At 44.1% G+C, this 26,110-nt stretch carries 25 protein-coding genes; 13 read left to right on the plus strand and 12 right to left on the minus strand.

All coding sequences use genetic code 11. The features are described from left to right. Positions 1-20: 20 nt before the first annotated feature. Positions 21-227, plus strand: a complete 207-nt coding sequence (locus QUA01_RS24815) for a hypothetical protein (protein ID WP_333093101.1) — start codon at positions 21-23, stop codon at positions 225-227. A 179-nt stretch (positions 228-406) separates the two neighbouring features. On the opposite strand, the gene QUA01_RS24820 is transcribed toward QUA01_RS24815, so the two are convergent. Continuing rightward, on the minus strand, positions 407-1,051 hold the full coding sequence (locus QUA01_RS24820; RefSeq protein ID WP_333093102.1) for a TenA family protein: 645 nt from the start codon (positions 1,049-1,051) through the stop codon (positions 407-409). A 176-nt stretch (positions 1,052-1,227) separates the two neighbouring features. On the opposite strand from QUA01_RS24820, the gene QUA01_RS24825 reads away from it, so the two are divergent. The 3 genes from QUA01_RS24825 (at position 1,228) to QUA01_RS24835 (ending at position 4,859) form a co-directional block, all read left to right on the plus strand. After that, complete coding sequence (locus QUA01_RS24825; protein WP_333093103.1) at positions 1,228-3,165, plus strand: hypothetical protein; 1,938 nt, start codon at positions 1,228-1,230, stop codon at positions 3,163-3,165. Between the two features lie 47 nt (positions 3,166-3,212). Then, positions 3,213-4,175 (plus strand): glycosyltransferase family 2 protein, encoded by a 963-nt coding sequence (locus tag QUA01_RS24830; protein ID WP_333093104.1) that lies wholly within the window; start codon positions 3,213-3,215, stop codon positions 4,173-4,175. Positions 4,176-4,259: 84 nt separating this feature from the next. Then, positions 4,260-4,859 carry a glutathione S-transferase family protein gene (locus tag QUA01_RS24835; RefSeq protein ID WP_194067548.1) on the plus strand — a complete coding sequence of 200 codons (600 nt, stop codon included), beginning with the start codon at positions 4,260-4,262 and terminating at the stop codon, positions 4,857-4,859. Positions 4,860-4,925: 66 nt separating this feature from the next. On the opposite strand, the gene QUA01_RS24840 is transcribed toward QUA01_RS24835, so the two are convergent. Continuing rightward, positions 4,926-5,834, minus strand: a complete 909-nt coding sequence (locus QUA01_RS24840; RefSeq protein WP_333093105.1) for a DMT family transporter — start codon at positions 5,832-5,834, stop codon at positions 4,926-4,928. Positions 5,835-6,011: 177 nt separating this feature from the next. Beyond that, positions 6,012-7,025 (minus strand): Gfo/Idh/MocA family protein, encoded by a 1,014-nt coding sequence (locus QUA01_RS24845; protein WP_333093106.1) that lies wholly within the window; start codon positions 7,023-7,025, stop codon positions 6,012-6,014. 436 nt (positions 7,026-7,461) lie between these two features. Between QUA01_RS24845 and QUA01_RS24850 the strand changes: the two genes are divergently transcribed. Then, positions 7,462-7,761 carry a ferredoxin gene (locus QUA01_RS24850; protein WP_193971396.1) on the plus strand — a complete coding sequence of 100 codons (300 nt, stop codon included), beginning with the start codon at positions 7,462-7,464 and terminating at the stop codon, positions 7,759-7,761. Positions 7,762-8,023: 262 nt separating this feature from the next. Here QUA01_RS24850 and QUA01_RS24855 read toward each other — a convergent pair whose 3' ends face one another. The 4 genes from QUA01_RS24855 to QUA01_RS24870 all read right to left on the minus strand — a co-directional run bounded on the left by QUA01_RS24855 (position 8,024) and on the right by QUA01_RS24870 (position 11,996). Then, positions 8,024-9,679: a SpoIID/LytB domain-containing protein gene (locus QUA01_RS24855; RefSeq protein WP_333093107.1), complete on the minus strand. Its 1,656-nt coding sequence runs from the start codon at positions 9,677-9,679 to the stop codon at positions 8,024-8,026. Between the two features lie 478 nt (positions 9,680-10,157). Continuing rightward, positions 10,158-11,348 (minus strand): M20 family metallopeptidase, encoded by a 1,191-nt coding sequence (locus QUA01_RS24860; RefSeq protein ID WP_333093108.1) that lies wholly within the window; start codon positions 11,346-11,348, stop codon positions 10,158-10,160. Between the two features lie 117 nt (positions 11,349-11,465). Next, positions 11,466-11,672: a ribbon-helix-helix domain-containing protein gene (locus tag QUA01_RS24865; protein WP_006633396.1), complete on the minus strand. Its 207-nt coding sequence runs from the start codon at positions 11,670-11,672 to the stop codon at positions 11,466-11,468. Between the two features lie 6 nt (positions 11,673-11,678). Beyond that, on the minus strand, positions 11,679-11,996 hold the full coding sequence (locus tag QUA01_RS24870) for a ribbon-helix-helix domain-containing protein (protein WP_333093109.1): 318 nt from the start codon (positions 11,994-11,996) through the stop codon (positions 11,679-11,681). Positions 11,997-12,071: 75 nt separating this feature from the next. On the opposite strand from QUA01_RS24870, the gene QUA01_RS24875 reads away from it, so the two are divergent. The 3 genes from QUA01_RS24875 to QUA01_RS24885 all read left to right on the plus strand — a co-directional run bounded on the left by QUA01_RS24875 (position 12,072) and on the right by QUA01_RS24885 (position 13,142). Next, a complete protein-coding gene (locus tag QUA01_RS24875; protein WP_333093110.1) occupies positions 12,072-12,305 on the plus strand; it encodes a hypothetical protein in 234 nt (77 codons plus the stop codon). Between the two features lie 151 nt (positions 12,306-12,456). Then, positions 12,457-12,690, plus strand: a complete 234-nt coding sequence (locus QUA01_RS24880; RefSeq protein WP_333093111.1) for a hypothetical protein — start codon at positions 12,457-12,459, stop codon at positions 12,688-12,690. Beyond that, positions 12,687-13,142 (plus strand): HNH endonuclease, encoded by a 456-nt coding sequence (locus QUA01_RS24885; protein ID WP_333093112.1) that lies wholly within the window; start codon positions 12,687-12,689, stop codon positions 13,140-13,142. Before QUA01_RS24880 ends, QUA01_RS24885 begins: the two co-directional genes overlap by 4 nt. A 99-nt stretch (positions 13,143-13,241) precedes the next feature. Here QUA01_RS24885 and QUA01_RS24890 read toward each other — a convergent pair whose 3' ends face one another. Then, on the minus strand, positions 13,242-13,454 hold the full coding sequence (locus QUA01_RS24890; RefSeq protein ID WP_333093113.1) for a hypothetical protein: 213 nt from the start codon (positions 13,452-13,454) through the stop codon (positions 13,242-13,244). A 106-nt stretch (positions 13,455-13,560) separates the two neighbouring features. On the opposite strand from QUA01_RS24890, the gene QUA01_RS24895 reads away from it, so the two are divergent. The 3 genes from QUA01_RS24895 (at position 13,561) to QUA01_RS24905 (ending at position 17,857) form a co-directional block, all read left to right on the plus strand. After that, positions 13,561-17,127 (plus strand): NACHT C-terminal alpha/beta 1 domain-containing protein, encoded by a 3,567-nt coding sequence (locus QUA01_RS24895; protein ID WP_333093114.1) that lies wholly within the window; start codon positions 13,561-13,563, stop codon positions 17,125-17,127. Between the two features lie 191 nt (positions 17,128-17,318). Continuing rightward, complete coding sequence (locus QUA01_RS24900; protein WP_333093115.1) at positions 17,319-17,594, plus strand: hypothetical protein; 276 nt, start codon at positions 17,319-17,321, stop codon at positions 17,592-17,594. Next, positions 17,591-17,857: a type II toxin-antitoxin system RelE family toxin gene (locus QUA01_RS24905; RefSeq protein WP_333093116.1), complete on the plus strand. Its 267-nt coding sequence runs from the start codon at positions 17,591-17,593 to the stop codon at positions 17,855-17,857. The genes QUA01_RS24900 and QUA01_RS24905 overlap by 4 nt, the downstream gene beginning before the upstream one ends. A gap of 4 nt (positions 17,858-17,861) precedes the next feature. On the opposite strand, the gene QUA01_RS24910 is transcribed toward QUA01_RS24905, so the two are convergent. The 4 genes from QUA01_RS24910 to QUA01_RS24925 all read right to left on the minus strand — a co-directional run bounded on the left by QUA01_RS24910 (position 17,862) and on the right by QUA01_RS24925 (position 21,293). Continuing rightward, positions 17,862-18,398 (minus strand): hypothetical protein, encoded by a 537-nt coding sequence (locus QUA01_RS24910; RefSeq protein WP_194008123.1) that lies wholly within the window; start codon positions 18,396-18,398, stop codon positions 17,862-17,864. Beyond that, a complete protein-coding gene (locus QUA01_RS24915) occupies positions 18,399-18,596 on the minus strand; it encodes a hypothetical protein (protein ID WP_194008122.1) in 198 nt (65 codons plus the stop codon). A gap of 146 nt (positions 18,597-18,742) precedes the next feature. Continuing rightward, positions 18,743-20,527 (minus strand): aspartate--tRNA ligase, encoded by a 1,785-nt coding sequence (aspS, locus tag QUA01_RS24920; protein ID WP_333093117.1) that lies wholly within the window; start codon positions 20,525-20,527, stop codon positions 18,743-18,745. A 160-nt stretch (positions 20,528-20,687) separates the two neighbouring features. After that, entirely contained in the window at positions 20,688-21,293 is a 606-nt protein-coding gene (locus QUA01_RS24925; protein WP_333093118.1) for a hypothetical protein, read from the minus strand. A 1,310-nt stretch (positions 21,294-22,603) separates the two neighbouring features. Between QUA01_RS24925 and QUA01_RS24930 the strand changes: the two genes are divergently transcribed. Together QUA01_RS24930 and QUA01_RS24935 are read left to right on the plus strand one after the other, a co-directional pair. Beyond that, complete coding sequence (locus QUA01_RS24930; protein WP_333093119.1) at positions 22,604-23,944, plus strand: ABC transporter ATP-binding protein; 1,341 nt, start codon at positions 22,604-22,606, stop codon at positions 23,942-23,944. A 277-nt stretch (positions 23,945-24,221) separates the two neighbouring features. Then, a complete protein-coding gene (locus tag QUA01_RS24935) occupies positions 24,222-25,958 on the plus strand; it encodes an ABC transporter permease (protein WP_333093120.1) in 1,737 nt (578 codons plus the stop codon). Positions 25,959-26,110: the final 152 nt, after the last annotated feature.

The following is a 26,110-nucleotide window of genomic DNA, read 5'->3' on the forward strand; positions in this document are numbered from 1 at the left end:
AGAACTTATATTAACCAAGCTTGAATATATCGATCGCTCCTGTGATTGGTTTGCGATCGATTATTCAGCAAACCCTATATAATTCCAATGCTACCGGATTTGATATGAGTCGATCGCTAATTGCGATCGGGACGCAGCTAATTGCTCCTTTAATCTCCCAAAAACCCTCGGTGTATGCCCTTCCTTCCCAAAAGCGGTTGGGAATTGTTTTCCCACTGGGACGGTAAATGGTACGTCCAAATAGCTACTTCTGGCTATAGCTACGCAAATAACGGGATCATCATTCTGTAGCTTTTGATCCGCTATTTCCTTTACTCATGCGCGGATTGATGACTTTCGGAATACCAGTGGAAGTAGCAAGGGTATTAATTAACTCTTTGGCATTTTTGGGTGAATTAGTGCTGGTCTACTTTTGGGTAGAACAATGATACGATATTTCCCACGCTGCCTGAAAAAAGTCTCTTTCGCACAGCATAGCGTAGCGATAGGTTGATTCTACTTCCGGCGTTGTGTCAGCATAGCGATCGACCAAACTTTCCAGTTGTTTTGCTAAAATCTCAAACTCAGGGCTGCTGTAGGTAGAAATCCAGTCGCTAAAGGCGTGTTCCGGTATATTAGGCTTAGCTAACTGCTGTCCCAAAAAACCATACAATCGCAAGCAAGGAGTCATCGCCGCTGCTGTCAAACCTACACCGTTTCCCCAGGCTGTTGCTAATAAAAAATCCGTGTAGCGGCGGGTAGCAATTCCCGGTTTTGCCTCTTGCAAGTTTACACCCCATTTCGCTGCATATCCTTGGTGTAAGCGAAGTTCTTCTAAAACGCCGCTGCCCAGATTGTGGAGGATTTCAAACCCATCCCAGTCGGATGCTTTTGCCGCAGCGATACTGTAAGCCCGGGCAAATGCTCTCAGAAAAAATGCGTCTTGTGCAACGTAATATGCAAAACTATTTTGGTGGAGGCTACCGTCAGCAATACCTCTAACAAACGGATGTTGCAGACAAGCTGCGCTTAAGTCTTGATTGGCTTGCCACAGATACTTAGAATTTGTCATATTTTTTTATTTATCGGTGATGGTGTTCATTCAGTTGACAGTTGACAGTTGACAGCACTTGACAAAAGAAGGAAGAGGATTGGAGTAATGAATAGTCTGATTTTAATTGATCCCGATCAGGGTTCCGGCTTTAAACCAATTCTTTCTGATAACTTTTAAAGTGCGGCTCGACATCTATGATAACAGATATATTCGGCTTGATTCCATTGGTGGCTCTAGGCATTTTGTTCCTCAACTTTAAGCAAATAGATAATTGTTGGCGCAGCGCTATTCTATCCGCAGCAATTGTTTGGGGAGTTATTGTTGCTTTATCTACCGAAATTTTAAGTTTATTTAGGTTGCTGACTTTTGAGTGGGTGTTGGGGCTGTGGTTGCTAGCAAATATTCTAGGTTTGATGGTTTATATAAAATATAAACCTGTCAAACTAAGTTTTGAGAAAAGTCAAGACGAGGAATTTTCTACTGTCTTAGCGGGGTTGCTAGGCGGTGTATTGTTTATTTTTGCTGGGGTGGGTTTGATTGCTGTAGTTGCACCGCCTAACAATTGGGATTCGATGACTTATCACATGAGCCGGGTTGCTCACTGGATACAAAACCGCAGTGTCGAGCATTATCCGACTTCTTACGTGCCGCAGTTGTATCACCCGCCGGGGGCTGAGTTTGCGATTATGCACTTTCAGATTTTAAGCGGAGGCGATCGCTTTGCTAATTTGGTACAGTGGTTGAGTATGGTGGGCAGCGCGATCGCAGTTTCTTTAATTGCCAAGCAACTAGGTGCTAATCTGCGGGGTCAAGTTTTTGCAGCAGTCTTTGCTGCGACTTTGCCGATGGGTATCCTCCAGGGTTCTAGCACTCAAAACGATTATGCTGTGTGTTTCTGGGTAGTGTGTTTTGTTTGCTGCGGTTTAGCAGGACTCTGGGCCGGAATCACGGGATTTAATACTTTCCAAATCGGTGCGAGTTTGGGTCTAGCTCTCTTGACAAAAACGACCGCTTATATATTTTGTTTGCCTTTTATTGTTTGGTTTATTGTCGGAGGAATTAAAGGCTTTCGAGGGAAAATGCTCCAACCAATATTGATTATAGCCGCTGTAACTTTTATAATAAACTTCGGTCATTTTTGGCGAAATTACGATCTGTTCGGTTATGCGATCGGAGCGCCTGAAAGTTTTACTAAAGAATATAAAATTGAAGCAATTACGCTGCCAACGTTCCTGTCAAATGTCATTAGAAACTTAGGTATGCAAGCCGGCACGAGGATTTCCAGAATTAACGGTGCGATTGTGGGACTGATTAACGTGCTGCACCGAATACTGGGCGTAGCGACAAACGACCCGCGCATCACTTGGCCTCCCGGACAGGTATTTGCGATCGCCACACCGTCATTTAATGAAAACACAGCTACCAATCCCATTCACTTCTGGCTGACATTTGCCGCCATCGCACTTATATTTAAAACCCCAAATTTAAGAAAAACAAAAATAGTAGTAACTTATTTAATTGCTGTAATAATGACATTTTTACTGCTATGTCTTATCCTTAAATTGCAGCCTTGGCATGGCCGCCACCACCTGTCAATATTTGTATTGTTTTCGCCCATATTTGGATTAGCATTATCGCAATTATCAAATCAAAAAATAGCAAATTATCTGGCTACGATTCTGATTGTCATGTCGCTACCTTGGATTTTTTACAACCAATTTAGACCTCTCCTGGGAGATAGTAACATTTTTAATAGCAGTAGACACGAGCTTTACTTTACCAATCGGCCGAAGATCGAGGTGCCGCACAATAAAGCAGTAGATTTTGTGAAATCTCAAAACTGCACCAACATAGGACTGTCATTTTGGGCTAAAAGTGTCTGGGAATATCCCTTATGGGTAATGCTTCCAGAGCCGGGAAAACCAGCACCTCGCATCGAACACATTTCGACGATTGATCCTATTGTTAAGCAAAAACTCAACTCGGAACCTTACAAAAGTTTTATCCCTTGTGCGATAATTTACTCTCCTACAAAAAATGACGGCAAACAAGCAAAAGAGATAATAGTCAAAAATCAAACTTACATACAAAAATGGTCGATGGAGCCGCTGAGCGTGTTTGTGAAAAAATAAACTGTTGATTTAACTGTTTAACCCATGATTATACAACAGAAAGTCAGATGAAAAATAGACCTAAATATTCCTTAATAATTCCCATCTATAACGAAGAAGAAAATCTCCCTGAATTGTACCGGCGAATTAGCGGGGTGATGGAGCGCCTGGACGGGCCAGTGGAATTAATTTTAATCAATGATGGTAGTCGCGATCGCTCTCTCGACATTTTGCGAGAATTGCACGAACAAGACTCGCGAATTTGTTACCTCAGTTTTGCCCGCAATTTTGGTCACCAAATAGCTGTAACTGCTGGTTTAAACTTTTCTACTGGTCAAGTTGCAGTCATCATGGACGGCGATTTGCAAGACCCGCCAGAACTGATTTTAGAGATGATAGAACAGTGGCGGAACGGGTATCAAGTTGTTTATGCCCAGCGCACTCAGCGCCGTCAAGAAAGTTGGTTTAAACGGTTTCCAGCTTATATGTATTATCGTATTTTGCGGAATCTTGCTGATGTTGATATTCCCCTAGATACGGGAGATTTTTGTTTGATGGATAGGTGCGTGGTGGATGTGCTCAATGCGCTGCCCGAACGCAACCGTTATATTCGGGGACTGCGCGCTTGGATTGGTTTCAAACAAACTGCTGTTAAGTTTGAACGAGATCCGCGTTTTGCTGGCGATGTTAAGTATACTTTCAGCAAATCTTTTGCTTTGGCGATGAACGGTTTAGTGTCTTTTTCAACTGTTCCCCTGCAACTTTCGATTTATCTGGGTTTATTTTCGGCTTTGGTTTCTGTTTTAATGGCTTTTTTGGTTTTGTACTGGCGTCTTTTCTCTCCTGGTGCGGCATTAACTGGTTTGACAATTATAATTATGGCGGTTTTCTTTTTGGGTGCGGTGCAGTTGGTGAGTATTGGGATTTTGGGTCAGTATATCGGGCGAATTTACGAGGAGGTGAAGGGCCGGCCGCTTTATACGCTGGCTGAAGTGGCTGGTTTTGGCGATCGCCCAAAGTCGCCAAAATAATCTTAACAAACAACAGTTAACTCATCGTCCCTAAATTATCTAATTTATGAGATGATTTAAGATTGTAAAATCCCCTCAAGACTCGTGTTTAAACTTTACGAATATTCTCCGTCAGGCAATTGCTACAAAGTTCGCTTGCTTTTAACTCAGCTCAATATTCCGTTCGATCGCACTGAAATTAATATTCTCCAAAAAGAAAGTCGGACACCCGAATTTTTGGTCAAAAACCCTAACGGCCGCATTCCTGTTTTAGAGATTGCACCGGGTAAGTTTCTGTTTGAATCCAATGCGATTATGTTTTACTTGAGCGAAAAAACTGAGTTTTTCCCCAACGATAAATTTGAACGGGCTCAAGTGATGCAGTGGTTGTTTTTTGAACAGTACAGTCACGAACCTTACATTGCAACTTCCAGATTTTGGATTTCTGTGTTGGGAAAAGCTGAGGAATATCAAGCAGCACTTCAACAAAAAAAAGCGCCCGGTTATGCCGCTTTGGGGGTGATGGAACAGCATTTAGAAAAAAATGACTTTTTTGTTGGCGATCGCTATTCTATTGCTGATATCGGTTTATTTGCTTACACTCACGTTGCTGGCGAAGGCGGATTTGATTTGACTGGGTTTCCGGCAATTCAAAATTGGATCGGTAGAGTCAAAAATCAGCCTCGATATATCAGCATTACATGAATCTAGGGTGCACCTCGCACTTTAGCTAATTTAAGCTTTGAAAAACCACAAAAAAATTAGTTCGCATCACAAATCGGCTGCTTGCTGAATTGATGCTTTTTTCCCTACTGCTACACAGATCACAACTAAACAAGCGCTGCCTAGGGCGATCGGTTCTACAGTTTCACCAAGCAAAATTGCCGATGCTAGGATAGTCAAAAATGGTTGCAATAACTGAATTTGCCCTACCCTGGCAACTCCGGCAATAGCCATCCCTTGATACCAGGCAAAAAATGCTACAAATTGACTGATAATACTCACATAGGCAAAACCCAACCATGCCGTCGGTGCAGCTATTAATCCATGTTGTATGACTACAAATATTGTAGGCAAAATCTCGAAGGGAGCGATAATTATCAATGCCCAACTAATAACTTGCCATCCGCCTAAAGTCTTAGCTAATTGCCCACCTTCGGCGTAACCAAAAGCAGCAGCAATGACTGATGCAAATAAAGCTAGATCTGCGGCTTGGAGTTGCCCTGCACCAGTAATAATTCCAAAACCAACGACGGTTAGACTCCCGGCGATACTAGCAATCCAAAAACTAGAAGATGGGCGATCGCCCGATCGCAAAACTCCCCCTACTGCTGTTGCTAAGGGCAACAATCCTAATACCACAGCACCGTGGGCTGCCGGTACTTGCTGCATTGCCCAAGCTGATAATAGCGGAAATCCCAAAACAACTCCCAATCCGACCATTGATAAACTCCACAATTGCTGTTTGGAGGGAATTGGTTGATGCGTTATCCGCAGAGTAAAGGCTGCTAGTATAGCTGCTACTAATCCGCGCCCTAAACCTACAATAATAGGGTCTAAATCCTGTACTGCAGCTCTGGTTCCTGGAAGTGTTAAGCTGAAACCAACTACGCCTAGAAAACCGTAAACTAGCCCAATTGTTTCTGGCTCAAATTGATGAGAGTTCCAGGGTAATTTCATTTTTAATATATTTGTTAGGTCAGATAACGCTCGGCGGTTAATACCGCTACTATACAGATAAAACTAGCCTCCGCTGGTTGAATAGCCGGCAATTAAAATTACGTTGTTTAATGCAGTCTACTGAGAGAGAGGAAAGTTTGTATAAACATGGTTTCAACCGCCGTTTGATCGGAATAGTTATGAATTGTCGATCGCCAATTTTTGATTAGTTTCGCTCGATCGCTTCGCAGCATCCGCCACCTTCAAAGCGTACAAGCTACTTGTATTATTGACATACAACGGCGTACCGTTTAGCAAACAGTCTAACACCACCTCGGTATCTTTGGCAAACAAACCGCGCCGCGTTCCTACTTTGATGGTTTGTCGATTTTCTCCTTGAATTAATTGACCGGATTCTGGAGTAAAAATCAGCGTTCCTGCTTCTCCGTAGATGGTAAAAATGTTTTCCGACTGCCAAAAAGTCTCTCCTTTTCCGTAAACCGCTTCCGCGAGAACGCCATTAGCAAAGCGTAACTGTGCGTTGCACAAACAAGCTTTGTAGAAATCCGGCTGAGTGTCCCAAAATTGAGTTTGACAGTTAACGCTTGTCACTTCTCCGAACAAGTCTGTAAATCGGTGCAGTCGAGAAATTGCACCGATTAATGGAAAACCAAATAGGGAATGTTGAAAAGTCCAGCGCTTAGGTACTGAACGCTGAGAGGTAATTGTAACGTAGCGGGCATAAAAAACTTTACCGACTAATGGCAAAGATTCTTTGATTGAGGAGTGCAAACCGCCTAACAATTCGATGTGTTCGATGTGGAGGAGTTTTTGCTTTTGGGCGGCAAGTTCGATCGCCCTTTCGCCCTCAGATAGTTCTAAAGATAGAGGATATTCCACCACAACGTGCTTGTCATTTTCCAGGGCGGCGAGGACGATCGCCCCGTGATCGCGGTTCACCGTACAGACAATTACCAAATCTAAATCGTCTCTTTCTACCAGCTTGCGCCAAGAAACCGCAGCTTCAGCGCCGAAAGTTTGGCAAAATGCTGCGGTTTTCTCCTGGTTGTGGCCCGCAACTGCTACCAAGTTCGATCGCGCGTCAGCTACCAGCGTCTCGGCCCTCAACTTAGCCGCAAAGCCAGTACCCACAATCCCGACGCGAATAGGGGAATTTAGGGAAAAACCAAAGCCAGCATTAATTTGAGTCATAGGATTTAGATTTTAGATAGTTACAGACTTGCGGTGTAGGGGTTTAGGGTTTTATTGCCCAAATTTTAGGCACAGAAGACCAACTCAAGCAAGCTTTGCGGAAAGTCGATCGACAAACCCCATAGCAAAAAACGGTTATTTGGGCTGTAGGGCTCAAAACAGGATTTTTCCCCCAAACCCGGTTATTTTGCGTAAGTCTTGCAGCAACAGTATCACAAGGCTGAGCCGCGCATAGGTATAAGTAATCAAGATGAAATTAGAAAAAGTTATAACGAATCCCATTCAAATTTTTTGTAAATGAGTGTTGCAAGCTTGCTTCTTTCCCCTAATATCATAAAGGGAACGAACCTAAGAGTTAATCTCAGAGCTCATATAGCCTTGAAGGTTGCATTAGGAAAAATTATCAATATTGTTGAATTTTTGAGAGGATTAGTGCATGGCAACTTACAAAGTTACCCTCATCAGCGAAGCCGAAGGAATCAACCAGACCATTGACGTTGATGACGATACTTACATTCTAGATGCTGCCGAAGAAGCAGGACTCGACCTCCCGTATTCTTGCCGCGCTGGAGCTTGCTCCACCTGCGCCGGCAAAATCACATCAGGCGAAATTGACCAATCTGACCAATCTTTCTTGGATGACGACCAAATCGAAGCCGGATTTGTTTTGACCTGCGTCGCTTATCCTAAGTCTGATTGTACGATCGAAACTCACCAAGAAGAATCTCTTTACTAAGTAAGGATTTTCGGCGCGATGCGTTAAGTAACCCGGTTTTTCGTTGTCGTAATTGAGCTATTTGAGTTCAATTACGTTAAGAAACCGGGTTTCTGCGTTATAGACAGCGGTTGAAACCGCTTCTTGTCAAACAAAACCCGCAGGCGTGCGGGTTGAAGCAAAGACGGTTAATATTAGGTTATTTTTTTCAGTCCGCTTGGTATGGACTTCGTTTGTCGAGGCGCGATTTCCATCGCCTACTCTGATGGCGACTCTCAATAAACTATTCCCGCCAAAATGTAATGGAATCGTTGAGGGGGACAACTTGAGCGCCGGGAAAATAAAAGCCCAGAATTCGATCGCCACTCCAGCCCAAATTAGCTAAATTGTAAGAACCAGTCTGACTCATTCCCACGCCGTGTCCGAAACCGCCTCCGACAAAAGCATAACCGTTGAGAGTTTTGTCTGGATTGTAAATCGGTTCTAGATAAAAAAGCGTGCTAATCGGCGGGTAAAAAGCATTGCGAATCTCATCTTTTTCGATATCGATGGAGCCCAAGTCAGTTTGAACCTTCATTTGCAAAACTCGACCGGCGGGCGACCTTTCCACCACTTCCACCTGAGTGAGAGTTTTAAAATTAGCTAGCGGGTGCTGTTTCTTTTGAAGATACTGTTTGAGAAATGCCCCAATCGATGTCAAAGAAACTTCTTCGCGCCAGCGGAAAGTGTCTTCTTTTTCCTCATTAAACCCTGTTTTGAGAGTCATAAAGCGGCGGAAGTTGTTTTCGTCAGACAAGCTCTGCTTTGACAAATCCCAGATGTTCTTGGGGGAATCGATAATCGATCGCAAATATGGACGTTCCGGGCCGTGCCACACATCGCCAAAAGTAGCTGTCACACCGCCGCTAGACGCGGAATAGAGCGCGTCTACGAGCTGATTTTGATAAGTTAGCACTAAACCGCTCGTTTGGGCGATCGCCTTATCGCTCTGCGGATAAACCTCCGTCAAACCCTTATAAACCTGACAGTTAACATCAGCGCACAACTCATAATTATCCACAGCAAACCGGCGCAAATTTCTCAGGGCGTAGGTTCTCGCTAAAATAGTTTGAGCGACAATCGAAGCATAAGGCGAAAAAGCCCCAATTTCGTGAGGAACAACACCCCGCAAATAAGTTTCCGTCGGCACTTCATTAACTAAAGTATAAGTGCCGTAAGAATTTTTTTGCAGGTGCAAACTGCCACCATAACGGCGAGTTTGTTGAAGAGCTTTTTCGGGTTCAGTAGCTGTCGCCTCTTGGGTAGTTTGTTCCAATACCTCAATCGTATTTTTGCCGGCCGTCACATCCAACTCATTGCGGTTGAAACGAAAGCCATTTAAAATCCAAAATGCTTGGGGTATTTGTTTGATAACTTTGGAATCTAAAAAAGCTGTTTTGTTACCTTGAGCTTGCAAACTTTGCAACAGCCAGCGCCGCACTATAGGAGAATTATAAATATCTCTTTTCGCCCAAACTTGCCAGCGCAAAGGTTGAGCAATTTCTACATCAATACCCTTAGCGCGCCACTGATTGGCGCTATCTTCTGCGCTTTCAAAACTCCGGTGGGAGCTCAGAACAACTCGTTCTTCTACTAATGGCGATTGCAGGGGTTTATTGGCAATTTCTAGCTTGATGCTGGGAGCAGTTTTGGTTTCTGTCCCTTGAGGAGTTTTGTAACTTAATGTTAAGCTGTCGCCCGGTAATGCTTTCAGCGTGAGTTTGTCGGTGGCTTTATTACCAAACCGCTGCACCACGCCAATTTTGATGAGTCTATTTTGGGGATTTTGGGCGTTTCCCGCAGCGCCCAAAATCGGCAACAGGCACAATGCGGCGAATACAGTGCGAGAAAGGCAGCTAAGCCATTTGTAACTTGGAGTTGGAGGTGTTTGAGCGAACACAGTTATCTGTCTCCAGATAGTTGAAATTTGGGGAGTTTTGATTGTACGTTAGCACATTTGGCGGCTGCGGAGAGGGGAATTGCCGAAGATCGGCCAATATACTTGGGCTAGTCGCGATCTCAGAAACCGGGTTTCTTGCGTGATTTGTCGCTACTAAACGCACAATTTCCTAGAAACCCGGTTTCTAGCCTCCCACGATCAGCCCTGAAACTGTCCAAACTACACTAACTAATATCGTGTCTGCTGGATTGATAACAACAAGATTAATTCGATCGTTCTGACTTCAATCCTCTAATTTGGAAAAAAACTGAATTTCTCACTACGAACCTATGTTAATTTTGGGTAATTTAACGGCAAGGATATATATCAATTCCGGTTGCACTCATACATGATGTTAGCTGTTAACTGTTAACTGTTAGCTGTTAATTGTTAACAGTCAACAGTTAATTTACTATTCCGATGAAGAGAGGATTTGATATCACTTAGTTGCTTGCTGTTTCCAATACTGACAAGCGGCATAGGCTAAGGTGACAGCGCCCGTAACTATAGCCGCTTCATCCACCTCAAACTGCGGGTGATGGAGGGGATAGTTGGGTTTGTCAGTCAGTCCCACTCCTAAGCGAAACATGGTTCCCGGTGCGTGTTCTAGATACATTGAAAAATCTTCCGCGCCGAGAGATGGTTCTGGTAAAATTTGGACGCGCGATCGACCTAAAGCTTCTAAAGCTGCTGTTTCGACTAATTGTGTGAGTTTTGGGTCGTTTTGGACTCCGGGCACGCCGCGCTTGTAGGTGAGTTCGTACTTAGCGCCGTAAGTCGCGCAGACGCTGGAAACAATTTGTTCGATCCAAGCCGGTAGTTTTTCGTGGGTTTCGGGATGGAGCGATCGCACGGTTCCCAATAATTTTACGCGATCGGCAATCACGTTGGGCGCTCGTCCGCCGCTAATTTGCCCGATCGTCAAAACCAGTGGCCTCAAAGGATTTTGCGTGCGGCTAATTGCCTGCTGCAAAGTGGTAATTATCTGAGAAGCAATCCAAATTGCGTCGATCGCCTCGTGCGGACGCGCACCGTGGCCGGATTCGCCCATCACAATCAATTCTATGTCATCTGCCGCCGCCGTCAGTGCCCCGTGGCGGATACCGACGCAACCGCCGGGAATCGTCGGAAAAACGTGCACTCCGAGGATGCCGTCAACATCTTGCATCGCCCCATCTTTAATCATCCATTGAGCACCTTGGGCAATCTCTTCTGCCGGCTGAAACAAGAAGCGGACGTGACCGGGCAATTTTTCCTCTAGCTGAGACAATATCATGGCTGCGCCCAAACCGATCGTGGTGTGGATGTCGTGGCCGCAGGCGTGCATCACTCCCTCGTTGCGGGAGGCAAATTCTAAGTTTGTGCGTTCTTGAATCGGCAAAGCGTCCATATCGGTGCGAATTGCCAGCCACCGGGACTCGCTGCTGTTGCCTTTGAGTTCGCCGAGCACTCCTGTTTTGCCGATTCCTTCTATGGCGCGGACTCCGCTGGATGCGAGAACTCCAGCTACATAGGCGGCGGTTTGATATTCTTGGCCGCTGAGTTCGGGGTGTGAGTGGATGTGGCGGCGAATTTCGATTAAGCGGGGTGCGAGGGTGGCGGCTAGTTCTTGGATGCGGGCAAGAAGCATAGATTATCTTGGGGAGTGCGGTACAAGTTGTAGTCAACTAGGTTAACGCATATGTTTGGGGGTGAACCCACATCAAGCACCATTCTCCGGAACAGGCATCCTCCCTGTTCCAGCGGCTCAATCGTCTTTGGATTCATTGAACCTCCCTTCCTTCTGCGCTCTTTCGAGCCCTTCCTCCACCAAAAGTAATGCCATTTGGGACATCGAACGACGCTCAATGCTCGCCAGCTTCTCTAATTTCTCCTTAATTTCGGGCGGCGGGTAAAAGGCAACTCTGGGAGATTTTGCAGGACTCACATTGTTTGGGGGTAGCGTGTTCACCATGTCATTTTACTCGTCGCTGTCGATTTTCTGTGGTGGCGATCGCTCTTCGCTGGGAATTCTCCCCTCAGATTTAGCCTCATCTACTGCTTCTTGAATTAATGTCAACACCATATTCGAGACCGGTCGATAATGCGATTTGGCTAACCGCTCTAGGTCTGCTTTCAGTTCTTCTGGAAGGTACACAACAATTCTGGGAAGTTTGGCTGGCAAGGCTGTTATTTGTGCTTTGACTGCCCTATTGTACCTTTTTTTGACCTCTACAGTATCAATTTTACCCTCAAGGGTTGACTCGGAGTGCCTACCGTGATACTTTAGAGTTAACACAAAACAAAACCCCCACCGGTCAGACTCACGATCGTTTGGTGGGGGCTTGAACTCCCATATTTAGGAGGAAACTCTATGATATCACCGCCCAAGTCAGTTCCCGAACTGCTCCGGGAAGAAATTCCCGACGTACCCGCTGGCAAACAACCGATTCGTTTGCTGATTTGCGGGGTTCCTAAAGCGGTAGAAAGCATTGTTAATCTGCTGCACGTTTTGGGTTTTGCACAAGTTGGAGAGTGGAGTCCACCTTTACCTTCACCTCTAGCGGGTGAGGTAATTCGGATTTTAACTCGTTACTGGAAAGAGTAATCATTTAAATACCAAAGAAACCGGGTTTTTAGCAGTTTCTGCCAGGTGTGACGAGTATTCTCGAAAAAACCCGGTTTCTGGCATCCCATAATTTGAGATAAAATATGGACAAGGCCTAAACATGACAAGCAATTTATCAAAATCAAATATTATGCAAGTTGTCATTCAACCTCCCTCCCTGATTGAAACCGGAATTAAAGTCGAAACAGTCAATAATCGTCCTCTGTTCAAGTTTACCGATCGACTTCAACTCCATCTAGAAACCCTTCTGGAAAAAAATAAAATTAATAACCTAACCGCTGAAGAACAAGACGAACTCAACGCCATCAACGAACTCGATCGTCTTTTTACTTACCTCAACTCCCTCCTCCTCGCTCAAACATGACCCTTACCGAAGCAAACCGCCAATATGTCAGAGAACGGGCTCAATACCTTTGCGAATATTGTCACTCTCCAGAAGAAATCAGCACCTCTCGTTTTACGATCGACCATATTAAACCTCGTTCTTTAGATGGTACAGATGATGTCAATAATTTGGCGCTTGCTTGTAGCCGTTGCAATCAACGCCGTTACAATTTTACAGTCGCTAGCGATTTAGAAACTCAATCGGAAGTAGCTCTATTTAACCCTCGAAGTCAGCAATGGCAAGAGCATTTTATTTGGACGCGGGAGGGTACAAAAATTATCGGAATTACACCAATTGGTCGCGCTACTTGCGATCGGCTTGACGTGAATGACGAACGGTATCAAGGAGAGCGATCGATTCAGGAAGCACGTAGTTTATGGATTAAAGCTGGCTGTCATCCACCAACAGACGATCCCAGAGAAACGCAATAAACTCTTAGTCTCGCGTTGCGCGGACATGGTTTGTGTAGACGCGGTTTCAACCGCCGAATCATGCTCGTGCAGACGCGGTTTCAACCCCCGAATCATCTATTAGGATGACATCCGCCAGCGCATCCAAAAACAATATAACAGAGTCAATACCAACCATCCCGACACATAGCAAAACCCAGGAAGCGCAACATCAATATTGGGTAAAGACTGCGCGTTAACTTCAGTCAATTGATTAATATATGGTTGAACAAAGTTGTCATAAGCATCTTCCAATGCTTCGCGTTGTTTGATTCTGTCTTCCTGGGTAGCCATAATTTACCTCGTTTTGTGCTTATGAGGTAAATTGTTTTTTTGGGCTTTTCCCCAAGCAAGCCAACCCAGAAAATTCTGAAACCCTTGTATAATCAGAGTTAAGCGCTTGGGCAAACCAACTGGTTTGGGCAAACTTGCCCAAGCGACGATGAATTTTATTCAAAAGGTAGCGATGGCACGAAAATACGGGAAAAACGCCACCACAAAAAATAACGTCTTCAAACTGGTTGAGGCGTTACTCGCCCTCGCGGATGGGGAAATTGCCGTGCCGGGGGATAAGCTGAAAGCTACCTTCAACGTGGAATGGGTAAAGGAAGATGAGTTGCTGGTATCCGGGAAAATTCAGCAAAAACGCAACAACAAAACCCAAACTGTTGACAAAGGCATCACTAAGGATGATTTATGGGCATTGGTGGAATGTTTCGGAAAGGCATTAGAACTCTCTCAACCAAAGGATGAAAAGAATGTCGATAACGCCCAGAGAAGAGGAGATGCAATCCAAGATGTTTTGGACTGTCTGAAAGACTTAGATATACTTGTCCTGAAACCTAGTGCAAGAAATCAAGGATTTTGGAAATTTTCCCTCAATCTGAAGCATCAAACTGCCGAGAAAAAAGATAATTTAGAAGTAATTGAGGAAAAGTGGAAGATTAAAATTGGGTCAGTCACAGTCGAGATATCCCATGAAACCGCTAAACCTCAAGAAGAACCCATAAATTGGGAAGAAATCTGCCGCCACAACCTCGCGCTACAAAAAGAACTCACCACCAACCTCTTCACCAACGCCTGCGGGATGACTCCGCAACTCGATGGCGTTTATGTTCCCTTAGCCATTGTTGAACGCCAAAAACCCAAACCTCAGCCAAGGAATCAGCATGAAGAAAAGGAAAAGGAAAAAGAAACAGAAAAACTGATTCCCATTGCTGAAGAACGCTTTTTTGAGGATGTGTTGCGACAAGGGAAAAGCGAAATTAGTCAAGGGCGCAAAATTGCGATTATTGGCGAACCGGGTGCGGGGAAAACCACGCGGTTGCAGAAGATTGCTGATTGGATTTTAGAGCAAGAATTGGGGTTGCCGATTTGGATAGATTTAGCTGAATTAGGGGAACAAGACATCTGTCAGTATTTGGAAAAAGTGTGGTTGTCTCGGTGTCAAGGAGAAGTGACGCGCCGTGATTTAGAGCCGCAAATGAGTCGGGTTTGGTTGTTGCTGGATGGTGTGGATGAAATGACGCACACTCAAGGAATGCAGAAGTTGGGGAAAGATTTGTTAAGGACATGGGTGCAGGATTCGCGGGTGGTGGTGACTTGTCGGGTGAATGTTTGGGAGGCGGATCGAAATGCTTTTTCGGGCTTTGATGTGTTTCGCAATTTGCAGTTTAATTCGGAACAAGTGACGGAGTATATTCGCCGTTGGTTTGCGGGGATGGGGGATGCTGCGACGGGGGAGAGTTTGGAGTTGGCGTTGGCAGAATCGGAGAATTCCCGTCTCAAGGAGTTGATTCAAAATCCGTTGCGGTTGTGGATGTTGTGTCAAATTTGGCAGACGGGGGGCGGTTTACCGGAGACGCAGGCGGGGTTATACGGGCAGTTTGTGGATTGGGTGTATGACTGGAAGGCGGATGAGGAGATTTTAGACCAACGGGAGGCAATTGATAAAGCCTTGGCGCGGTTGGCGTTGGCGGCGATGGAACAGAATGATGAGGTTTCACGGTTACGGTTGCGGGAAAGTTGGGTGTTGAAGGTTTTGGGAAGTCGCCCAATTTTTCAGGCGGTGATGAAGTTGGGGTGGTTGAATCGGGTGGAACGTTTGCCAGAGGCGATTTGCGGGTTTTATCATGCCACATTTCAGGAGTATTTTGCTGCTTGTGCTATTAATAATGGCAATTTTTTCTTCAAGCACATTCATCCAAACTCTTGGAAAGGATTTGAAAAGTATTCATATCGGATTTTTGATCCGCAGTGGAAGCAAGTATTTTTGCTTTGGATGGGCAGAAAAGATATTAATAAAACTTATAAAGAAGCGTTAATTAAAGACTTAGTTAATTTCGACGATAGCTGCGGAGGATTTTATGGATACCGGAGTTTTTTGATCGCTGCATCAGGAATTGCAGAATTTAAAGAATGTAGCATTGCTGATGATATTGTGTTGTGGCTCATTCAATTGAGCTTTGGTCAATGTTTTAAATTTGGAGAAAACCGAGGAATTAATTTAAATTATGGCTTTAGCTGTACCTTAGAAAAACAGAATCTTCAGCATTGGGTATTTTGGTTTGCTATTAGAGAGGCTGCTGTTGAGACGCTTAAGCAAACAGATAAAAATAGAGTAGTAAGTATTCTTTGCATTGAAATAGAGTATTTACTAATTATGAAAAAAGCATTATTTTATTTAGATACTAAACATAGTAGTCAAGTGTTTGAAAACCAAGCTGGGCTTTTAATTTTTCAACAGGAGATACAATTAGCTTTAGAATCTTTCACTGATTTTCAGAACATTATAGAAAGTTGGCAACTTAACAACGAACAATTAGAGTTTATAATTGATTGGAATTTTCAATTATTAGAAAATAATTTATGCACGAAATTGGAAATACTAGAAAAAGTTGATTTAGTCAATTTCAAGAGTATTTTAACTCAAATAGATTTCTTTCCCGTAACTGATGATGACGAATTGCAAATTAGATTTGCTAGAATTTTACGTCAAGTTGATATTTTATCCAATATTGCTAAAAATAGTCACAAACATACCCATCGTTTTCAAGCTGCTTACAGTCTAGCTCAAATCAATTATTCTGGAACCTTAGACTTAGAGCTAACTGAATATTTACAGAACCAGCAGGGATCAGACAAAGAGAACTGGCTTTTTGGAAATATAGCAATGACCTATGTAGATTCTACCTACTTCGATCAAAAAATGAAATCAAGTTTATTAAGTTATAAAAAAATATTTATGGAGATTTTCGATCCCAAATTGTTCAAAGGACATTGGTTTACTTGTATGTCGATGGTGGAAATATTTTTAAATTTCGCCCCTAATTTAGATATTAATAAATCAGAAATTGTGCAAAAAATGTTTGAGGTACTTTCATCTCCTATCAACCAAGAAAATGTTATGGATTTCTGGGAGTTTTGTCCGCGTCTCAATGCTTTTGTATGGTATTGCGCTAAAAGTATGTCATATCAAGAGTTTTATCAAGCATGGCATCGCAAGATACCAACTCTTGAGCCCATCAACCTCGCCCAACTCCCCCAACTCCTGCAAACCCAACTCACCGAAACCAACCTCCACCAAACCCTCCAACTCCTCTGCATCGACGGCAGCAAATTCATCGACTCCGATAACCCCGCCACCGATATCTACCTGCAACTCGTCAAAAAACACCACTGTCCCAAATCCACAGAAGGCACACCCCGCACCCTCGCCGAACTCAAAATCTACTGGCAACTTCTCGACTGGGACAAACACCCCATCCTCATCTTCTACGAAGACCCCACATCCCCCGCCACCCGAGGTTTTAGCCCTATTTTCCTCGATGCCCTTACCCGCTTCGACGGTACAATCTGTCTCATCACCGACACACCTCATCCACCCCTGCAAACCTTCTCCCCCCATGACCCCGATTTACTTCAAACTATCGTAAATTGGCTCAAAAGAGTTCATTTTGAGTCCTGAGTTATCTGGCCATTCGTAAACCAAAGAAACCGGGTTTTTCGCAGTTTCTGGGAGGTGTGGCGAAGTATTCTGGAAAAAACCCGGTTTCTGATTACCCGCGAACTCAAAGAAACCGGGTTTTTGGGAGTTTCTACCAGGTGTGACAAGTATTTAAGGGAAAAACCCGGTTTCTGGCCACCCGCGAACTAAAGTTGGCTAAATCTGCCCTGTTTTGTGATATAATTAAAACCTTAAAAAAAATAGCACAGAAAAAAGCTATGTCTGAAATTACTCTAGACGAAACCAAACTTAAAGAATTGCTCAAAGCAGCGATTTTTGAGTTATTAAAAGAACAAAAAGAAGTATTTTCTGAAATTTTAACAGAAGCCCTAGAAGATATAGGGATGGAAAATGCTATCAAAGAAGGCGAAAATACTGAAACAGTCAGCCGCGAGCAAATTTTCAAAATCCTGAAGAGACAACCATGAATGTGGAGTTTAAAAAGAGCTTTGAAAAGGATTTACTCAAGATTCTTGATGCCGACTTGTTGCAAAGAATTCAGGAAGCGATAGAAGATGTTGAGAACGCCGAAAAATTAAATGAAGTCAGCAATCTTAAAAAACTAAAAGGCGATGGAGACTACTATCGTATTAGGCTGGGAGATTACCGAATCGGTATTAAAGTTAATGATGGCGTAGTCTATTTCGTTAGGATACTCCACCGGAAAGAGATTTACAGATACTTTCCCTAATCATTTAACGTTCGTGAATTGATTTACATTCCCAAAATAATCCAGGCCCAACCGTCAAAACTTGTTCTGTTGGCATGAACAATTCCCAATAGGGAAGTCCAGAATCATCTGGGAAATCTGGCTGTAAAATTAGTTGGTAATCACCCTCAAAAACTAGAGTGAGACTAATATTATGAGCACAAATCACAAAATCAATCAATTCTTTATTTTCCAATTGCTGCAAAAGTTTTTTGACAGCATCTATTTCTACCTCATCTATTTCTAGCTCATCTATATCTACTGGCAAGGAAGAAGTTAAAATGCGATCGCCTTGCTTGAAAACCCAAGGTGTTGCCCTTGTGCCAAATTGCCAACTACCTTTGCATAGATGTGCTAATTTTGGGTGAGTATAGGCAGACATCTCACCGAAATCTAGCCGTAATTCATCCCCATAACTAAATATAACCTGATGACAAATTTCTCCGATCATCGGTTTAGTAATGACTGAAATAATTTGCTCGATATTTGGTTTCTGATTAGCAATGGATGTTTGAATAGCCATTTAAATATCCTCTAAAAATTCTTTTGCTTTCTGGCGGAGTTCTTCATAGGTAAAATCGCCTCTACGGTTTAAAGTTCCGCCATAACCATTTTTCTTTTCTTCCTCAATGAATAAACCAAAAGCAATCCTTAATTCACCTCCCATCTTAAACTCCCTAGCGATCGCATCAACCTGTTTAATATCGCGTTTTCTACCCATCAATATTATCTGCTAAAATATCTTGTAAGATTTCTAAACCAAAGAAACCGGGTTTTTGGCAGTTTCTAGGAGGTGTGGCGAAGTATTCTGGAAAAAACCCGGTTTCTCGCCACCCATCCACTATTCATTGAAGGTATTTTACATACCTATGTTTTCGGTACGTAAGTCGATCGCACTTGCAACTCCTTCAACTGCTTCTCATCCACCCCAGCAGGCGCATTCGTCAGCAAACAACCCGCCTGCTGCGTCTTCGGAAACGCAATCACATCGCGAATCGAATCCTCCCCCGCCAACAGCATCACCAACCGATCCAAGCCGTAAGCAATGCCTCCGTGGGGCGGAGTTCCATACTCAAACGCATCCAACAAAAAGCCAAACTTATTGTAAGCTTCCTCAGTCGATAAGCCGATCGCCTCAAACACCTTTTCCTGAACATCCCGCTGATAAATCCGCAGAGAACCACCGCCCACTTCCGTGCCGTTTAACACCAAGTCGTAAGCTTGAGCTCTCGCCGTCTTCAAATCGTGAATATCGTCAGGATGCGGCGCAGTAAACGGGTGATGGATAGCTTCTAAACGCTTCTCGTCAGCGTTCCATTCAAACATCGGGAAATTTGTCACCCACAGCAGATTCATCTTCTCTTTGTCGATCAGTCCCAATTCGTTACCGACAAACAAACGCAATCTATCCAAAGTCTTATTGACAGCAGTCGCGTCGGCTGCTGCAAACAACAACAAATGACCAGGTTTCGCGCCCGTGCGATCGAGCAATTCCTGTTTTTGCGCTTCCGTTAAATTATCCTTAATTGCGCCGATCGTATCAATTTCGCCATTTTCCCGCACCCGGATAAAAGCTAATCCTTTAGCCCCGGCTTCAGTGGCTTCCTTAAACAAATCGCCTTTTTTAATCCGTTCGTTAGAAAAAGCATCATTCCCCCCCGGAATCGGCAAAGTTTTCACAATTCCGCCCGCAGCAATCGCGCCCGAAAATACCTTAAATCCCGAATCTTTCATCAAATCGGAAACATCGATTAATTCCATACCAAAACGAGTATCCGGTTTGTCGCTACCATAGCGATCCATTGCTTCGGCGTAAGTCAAACGCGGGAAAGGACGGGGCAATTCTACGCCTTTAACACTTTGGAAAATTTGGCAAACTAAACCTTCGTTTAATTCGAGTATTTCTTCTAAAGACATGAAACTCATTTCCATGTCTAATTGCGTGAATTCCGGCTGTCTGTCGGCGCGCAAATCTTCATCGCGGAAACAGCGGGCAATTTGATAGTATCTGTCAAATCCCGAAACCATTAACAATTGTTTGAACAACTGCGGCGACTGCGGCAAAGCATACCATTCGCCCAAATTGACGCGGCTGGGAACTAAATAATCTCTTGCACCTTCGGGAGTCGATCGAGTTAAAATCGGCGTTTCAATTTCCATAAAATTGCCGACATCTTCCAGGTAGCGGCGCATAGCTTTGACAACTTGGTGGCGAAGCTGCAAGTTGCGACTCATACGATCGCGCCGCAAGTCCAAATACCGATATTTCAAGCGCAAATCTTCCCGCACATTTTCATTATCCGCCGTGGAAATCTGAAACGGTAACTGCTTGCGTACCGCATTTAACAACTCAATTTCGTCCGCGTAAATTTCTATTTCACCCGTAGGCAATTTGGGGTTGAGGGAATCTTCGGGCCGGCTGGTGACTCTACCGGTAATTTTCACCACGTATTCGCCGCGCAAAGACTCAGCGCCGTGATAGGAGTCGGGGGTGCGTTCAGGATCGCTGACAATTTGCACAATACCCGATCGATCGCGCACGTCGAGAAAAATCACTCCGCCATGATCGCGGCGGCGATCCACCCAGCCGTAAAGGGTGACAGTCTCTCCGATATGTTTGCTTCGCAGGTCGCCGCAGTAGTAAGTTCTCATGGTTCGGGGTTTTGGACTAAGAATAAAGCTTTTTTATTATGCAGTATGGCTGAACCTTTTGCTGAATGCAAATTAAAGGGCGATCGCTATTAGCCCGCCCAGCTTTGAAACCGGGCGGGCGGGCTGTAGCGCAAACATTGCCAGATTGTGTCCAATCTTGCTAGGAATCGCCGCCATTGTTGCGAGACTTCTCAACAAACGCCGTTAGCGAGTTCCATGCAGACTTAGCCGTTTCCTTCAAGCGAGTGCCCAGCGACTCAATTTCTCCCACAACAACGTGCCAATTTTTTTCAGTTTGTTTCTGAATGTCGTCAACAGCTTGTTCGATGCGATCGCGTTCGACCAATTTATTTTGTTCCACCGCTTCTCGCGCTTGTCGCACTGCTTTCAAATAAGCTTCGCGGCTGACTTCGCCGGCATCTTGTACCTGCGCTTGCGCCCGCGTTTTAATCGCATCAAGTACCAGCCAATTTTTCTCGGATTCTTTTTTGATCAGGCTGACTGCTGCTGTCATTCTGTCTTTGGCGATCGACTTATTTTCGTCGATCGCGTCACTGGCTTTCGTCACAGCTTTCAAATAAGCTTCGCGGGTGAGTTCGCCGGCGGCTTGAAATTCGGCAGCAGCGCGTTTTTTGATTGATTCAAACAGGGCCGCAGTTTCTGCGATCGTTTCATCAGTCGCTTCGGGCATCTCTTGTTTGACGATCGCCGTCGTTTCGGGAGTTACCTCTACAATTGTTGTTTCAGTCAAATTTGGATCTGTCATCAGAATTATCTCCTTTCTTAAATCCGCTGCAAATGGACTTTGTATTTATAGCGCCAGAACTCATTCTGGCATTTTAGCATTGAAGCCGCCTGTCGGATATCGCCCACTTGCAGGTACGGTTTAGCGCACTTAAATTTATGATAATTCCCTTCACCTAACAACGCACAACAAACTTAATTTTTTAACATCAAACTTAAAGCTTTAAAATTTCAATCTTCCCCCTGCAAATCTCGGACATCGCTAGTCTGTAACAATTGGTGACTTTTTTGGGCGTACAGCCAAGATTGAGGAAATTTGTATCGAGATAGAACCCATTTGATATTTTTGAGTTTTTGGGTTGGGTGACGATAAATATAGAGAGAAACTGGTTTCTGATATTTACGCAAGAGGCAAGAAACCGAGTTTCTACGAGTTTTTGCTTGGGTGACGAGAAATATAGAGATCAACCCGGTTTCTGAGATTTACGCAGAATAGATATCAAATGGGTTCTATACTACTTTTTCGACTTACGGTTTAGAGTCCAATGTCTTGTAGCGCGATCGAGCTTACAGCCTTGCCATTTTTTACTGGGTAGCCAGTGCCATACTTGGAGTAATTGCCGTTCAGTTAGGCAGCATTTTAGCACGAATTGGCAAATAGATCAAATACCGTTTACATCTTTACATTATAGAGAATCGAACACCTGTAGGGAAACACCAATGCCTAAGTCCAGCGAGTTATCGGCAAATTAAAGATAATTTATATAAAATTAGTCATTGTAGCAATAATATTTAAAATTAATCTCAAAATCCAGTTTTTTTAGAGAAACCAAGTTTTGGCGATCGCTCATCATTTCAGCTTTAATTGATATCTCGCAGATTTTACCCATTGTCGCCAGCAGGTCTTGCTAAAAATGAGTTTATGGGGTATAGGTATGGAAACCCAAGAATCAATTTTAAGACTAGCGGACGGGAACTCCTGTCTGCCGACAAATATCCGTTGTCAGTTTACGATCGGGGCTATTTCATTCTCAGGAAAATCAGGATTTTGTAGGGGTCGTGGATGGTGCGGGCCGACCCTCCCCTGTCTCGGAGGGCGATCGCGGGAGGATTGCCCCTACAAAGAATAAAATAGCCCTGAGTTTATGATAGTTTTGGTTTAATGACGGATGACCAATGACTAATGACCAATGACCAATGACTAATGACCAATGACTAATGACTAATGACTAACGACTAATGACTAATGACTAATGACCAATGACTAATGACCAATGACTAATGACCAATGACTAATAACTAAACTTAAACAACAAGCGAGGGGGTTTAGCTGTGATAGCTAAAACAGCAACAGAGTGCCTCATTACCTTAAAAGGCGTTAGCAAAGCTTACCAGCAGCCAAACGGTCAAAAAATTTCTATTTTAGAGCAAATTAATTTAGAATTGCGATCGGGCGAAATAGTAGCTTTGCTCGGCCCTTCCGGCTCAGGCAAATCAACATTAATGCGGATGATAGCCGGACTAATTCCGCCCAGCGAAGGTCAAATTTTCTACCATAATCGTCCTTTAATCGGCTTAAATCCTGGGGTGGCAATTGTATTTCAAAACTTTGCTCTTTATCCCTGGTTGACGGTACTAGAAAATGTAGAATTAGGCTTAAAAGCTAAAGGAGAAATGCCCGAACCGCGCCTCCAAAAAGCCTTGAAAATGATTGATATTATCGGTTTGGACGGATTTGAAAATGCTTATCCCAAAGAACTTTCTGGCGGAATGCGGCAGCGGGTGGGATTTGCTAGAGCTTTGGCGGTAGAACCCGAACTGCTTTGCATGGATGAACCGTTTTCAGCTTTAGATGTTCTGACTGCGGAAAACTTGCGGTTTGAGTTATTAGATTTGTGGCTGGAAAAAAAGATTCCTACCAAAGCTGTGTTAATCGTAACTCACGGAATTGAGGAAGCGGTTATTTTAGCCGATCGCATTGTAGTCCTCGGCCGCAATCCGGGGCGAATTCGCGCCGAATTGACCGTGAATTTGCCGCACTACCGCGATCGCAAAACAGCCGAATTCCAAGCTATCGTAGACCAAGTTTACAAAATCCTCACCAATCCCGAATTGAGCGGCCCCACAGTGACAGCACCTGCTGAAAGTGCTGCTGTGTCTCAACCTGAACCAGTCCCAACGCCTAAATACCAATCTCTGCCGCAGGTGCGAACAGGTGCGATCGCAGGTTTGCTGGAACTGCTAGAAGACCGCCAAGAGAAAGACCTCTACCGCCTCGGTCAAGAATTAATGCTAGAGGTAGACGACATTTTGCCGATCGTCGAAGGAGCAAAATTAATGGACTTCCTAGTAATCCAAGAAGGCGACCTGCTTTTAACACCAGTTGGCATTCAATTCATCGCCGGCGGAATTGACCAGCGCAAACAAATTGTCCGCACCCAAATTATCAGCAACATTCTCCTCGTACAGCAAATTTCTCGAATGCTTCAGGCTAAGCGCAATCACCGTATTTCAGAAGAGTTAATTCTGGATATTCTCGAAGCCCACTTTAGCCCGAAAGAAGCAATGCGACAATTGCAAACCGCGATTGATTGGGGTCGCTATGCCGAGTTGTACAGCTACGACGAACCAGGAGGCGAAATATTCTTAGAATCCGAAGCTAAAGATGAGTAGTCAGTTGACTGTTGACTGTTGACTGTTGACTGTTAACTGTTGACTGTTGACAGTAGTCATTGGTATTTTTACCGAATTACTAATAACAACTTCTGACTTCAACCTTCGTTAAATCCGTTAAATCAGTTAAATTCGTTAAAAAATCCGCTCCCCAACCTTTATTTCATCCATTAAATCCGTTAAAAAATATGCTGCCGAACCTTCCTTTCATCCGCTAAATCCGTTAAAAATCCGCTGCCGAACTTCCTTCTTCCTTCTTCCTTCTTCCTTCGGAATTATGACAAGACCCCTAATACCCGCCAATCAAACTTTAGAAAGATCCGCTTGGACTTGGCAAGATGGATTGCTGATTCTAGCGATATTTTCTCTAATTTTCGTAATCGTTCAAACAGCATCTCAATTCAACGGTGAGTACAACCCTAACTTTAAAATTGAAACCACACTAAATGTCTTGCCAGGGTATACAGCCCAGACTCTTTTACGCATGACAGCCGCCTATTTTTTATCCTTGCTATTTACCTTAGTTTATGCTTATTCTGCTTACCGTTCTGCCCTAGCAGCAAAAATTTTAATTCCCTTGTTAGACATTTTACAGTCAATTCCGGTTTTATCTTTTTTGCCCGGAGTTGTTTTAGCCCTAGTGACTTTATTTCCAGGTCAAAGAATCGGCGTAGAACTCGCATCGATTATCTTAATATTTACTGGAATGACTTGGAATATGACCTTTAGTTTCTATCAGTCGCTTTCCGGCATTCCGCAAGAACTAAAGGAAGCTGCACGAGTTTATCGCCTCAATGCTTGGCAGCAATTTTGGACGTTAGAATTGCCCGCTGGTGCGATCGGACTGGTGTGGAACAGCGTCATGTCAGTGGCTGGCGGGTGGTTCTTTTTGATTGCGATCGAGTCTTTTACCTTGGGCGACAAAAATTTTAATTTGCCCGGACTTGGTTCCTATTTGGGCAAAGCAGCCAATGAAGGCAATTTTGGGGCGATCGGTTGGGGCTTAGCAATATTAATTGGTGTGATTGTAGCGATCGACTTTTTTATCTGGCAGCCTTTAATTGCTTGGGCAGAAAAATTTAAATATCAAACCGTGGAAGCTACCAACGTACCGCAGTCAAAGGTGTTGGATTTTTTAAGGCGATCGCCCACACTGCGGGTGTTGAAGTCGCGGATTTCGCCCCTAGGCGACAGTTTCGATCGCACTTTAGCAAGAGGTTTTGCACCTGCTAACTTACCAACAAGCGATCGCCCGCAAAGCCGCCTCGGAAATTGGATAAATTGGCTGTTTCTGTGCGGGTTTTCCGCGATCGTGCTTTGGGGAACATGGGAAGCAGTGCTGCTGCTCAGGTTGCTGAGTTTTTCGGACTGGCAAAAAGTCATGGGAGGTGCATTTTTTACCGCTTTACGAGTCATTTGCGCCCTATTTTTATCGCTGTTGTGGACAGTACCCCTCGGAGTGGCGATCGGGCGAAATCCGCGTTTAGCTCAACTTTTGCAACCCTTAGTACAAATAGCCGCTTCTGTACCAGCAACGGCTTTATTTCCTGTATTGCTGCTAGCTTTAATTCACGCAGGAGGCGGCTTACAAATAGGTTCTGTGGCGTTGATGATGTTGGGTACAATGTGGTATTTGCTGTTTAATGTAATTGCCGGCGCTCAATCCATACCATCGGAATTGTTTGAAGCCGCGCAAGTTTATAAGCTTTCACTAATTCAGCGCTGGAAAACTTTAATCATTCCCGGAATATTCCCTTACTTAATTACAGGAATTATTACGGCGGTGGGGGGAGCTTGGAATGCGAGTATTGTCAGCGAATACGTGCAGTTTAAAGGCGAAATAATTAAAACAAGCGGCTTGGGCGAGACGATTTCTGAAGCCACAGCATCGGGCAATTTTCCTCTGCTATTGGCAGCAACTTCTGTCATGTCGCTGCTGGTGGTATTGACTAACCGTTTGGTGTGGCGGCCGCTTTACCGTTTGGCACAAGAAAAATATCAGTTGTTGGTTTAATTTTGCTCTCAAATAGGATAGCAATATAGCGATCTACTTTCGTTAAATCAGCAACTAATTATTGTCGTAAAGCTACCATTTAACTTGAAATGATGGAGTTAATCGGTTCCCCGGATTTTCCTGGGAACCCATGCAAGCGAGGAAGAACCCCG

This window comes from Microcoleus sp. S36a_B3 (assembly GCF_036700745.1).
Classification (GTDB): domain Bacteria; phylum Cyanobacteriota; class Cyanobacteriia; order Cyanobacteriales; family Microcoleaceae; genus Microcoleus.

Coding starts and splice junctions, on each gene's coding strand:
- QUA01_RS24905 (WP_333093116.1), top strand. CDS start 17,591: ATGAATGTGGAGTTTAAAAAGAGCTTTGAAAAGGATTTACTCAAGATT.
- QUA01_RS24830 (WP_333093104.1), top strand. CDS start 3,213: ATGAAAAATAGACCTAAATATTCCTTAATAATTCCCATCTATAACGAA.
- QUA01_RS24845 (WP_333093106.1), bottom strand. CDS start 7,025: ATGACTCAAATTAATGCTGGCTTTGGTTTTTCCCTAAATTCCCCTATT.
- QUA01_RS24875 (WP_333093110.1), top strand. CDS start 12,072: ATGATATCACCGCCCAAGTCAGTTCCCGAACTGCTCCGGGAAGAAATT.
- QUA01_RS24860 (WP_333093108.1), bottom strand. CDS start 11,348: ATGCTTCTTGCCCGCATCCAAGAACTAGCCGCCACCCTCGCACCCCGC.
- QUA01_RS24865 (WP_006633396.1), bottom strand. CDS start 11,672: ATGGTGAACACGCTACCCCCAAACAATGTGAGTCCTGCAAAATCTCCC.
- QUA01_RS24850 (WP_193971396.1), top strand. CDS start 7,462: ATGGCAACTTACAAAGTTACCCTCATCAGCGAAGCCGAAGGAATCAAC.
- QUA01_RS24825 (WP_333093103.1), top strand. CDS start 1,228: ATGATAACAGATATATTCGGCTTGATTCCATTGGTGGCTCTAGGCATT.
- QUA01_RS24935 (WP_333093120.1), top strand. CDS start 24,222: ATGACAAGACCCCTAATACCCGCCAATCAAACTTTAGAAAGATCCGCT.
- QUA01_RS24890 (WP_333093113.1), bottom strand. CDS start 13,454: ATGGCTACCCAGGAAGACAGAATCAAACAACGCGAAGCATTGGAAGAT.
- QUA01_RS24910 (WP_194008123.1), bottom strand. CDS start 18,398: ATGGCTATTCAAACATCCATTGCTAATCAGAAACCAAATATCGAGCAA.
- QUA01_RS24820 (WP_333093102.1), bottom strand. CDS start 1,051: ATGACAAATTCTAAGTATCTGTGGCAAGCCAATCAAGACTTAAGCGCA.
- QUA01_RS24915 (WP_194008122.1), bottom strand. CDS start 18,596: ATGGGTAGAAAACGCGATATTAAACAGGTTGATGCGATCGCTAGGGAG.
- aspS (WP_333093117.1), bottom strand. CDS start 20,527: ATGAGAACTTACTACTGCGGCGACCTGCGAAGCAAACATATCGGAGAG.
- QUA01_RS24880 (WP_333093111.1), top strand. CDS start 12,457: ATGCAAGTTGTCATTCAACCTCCCTCCCTGATTGAAACCGGAATTAAA.
- QUA01_RS24925 (WP_333093118.1), bottom strand. CDS start 21,293: ATGACAGATCCAAATTTGACTGAAACAACAATTGTAGAGGTAACTCCC.
- QUA01_RS24840 (WP_333093105.1), bottom strand. CDS start 5,834: ATGAAATTACCCTGGAACTCTCATCAATTTGAGCCAGAAACAATTGGG.
- QUA01_RS24885 (WP_333093112.1), top strand. CDS start 12,687: ATGACCCTTACCGAAGCAAACCGCCAATATGTCAGAGAACGGGCTCAA.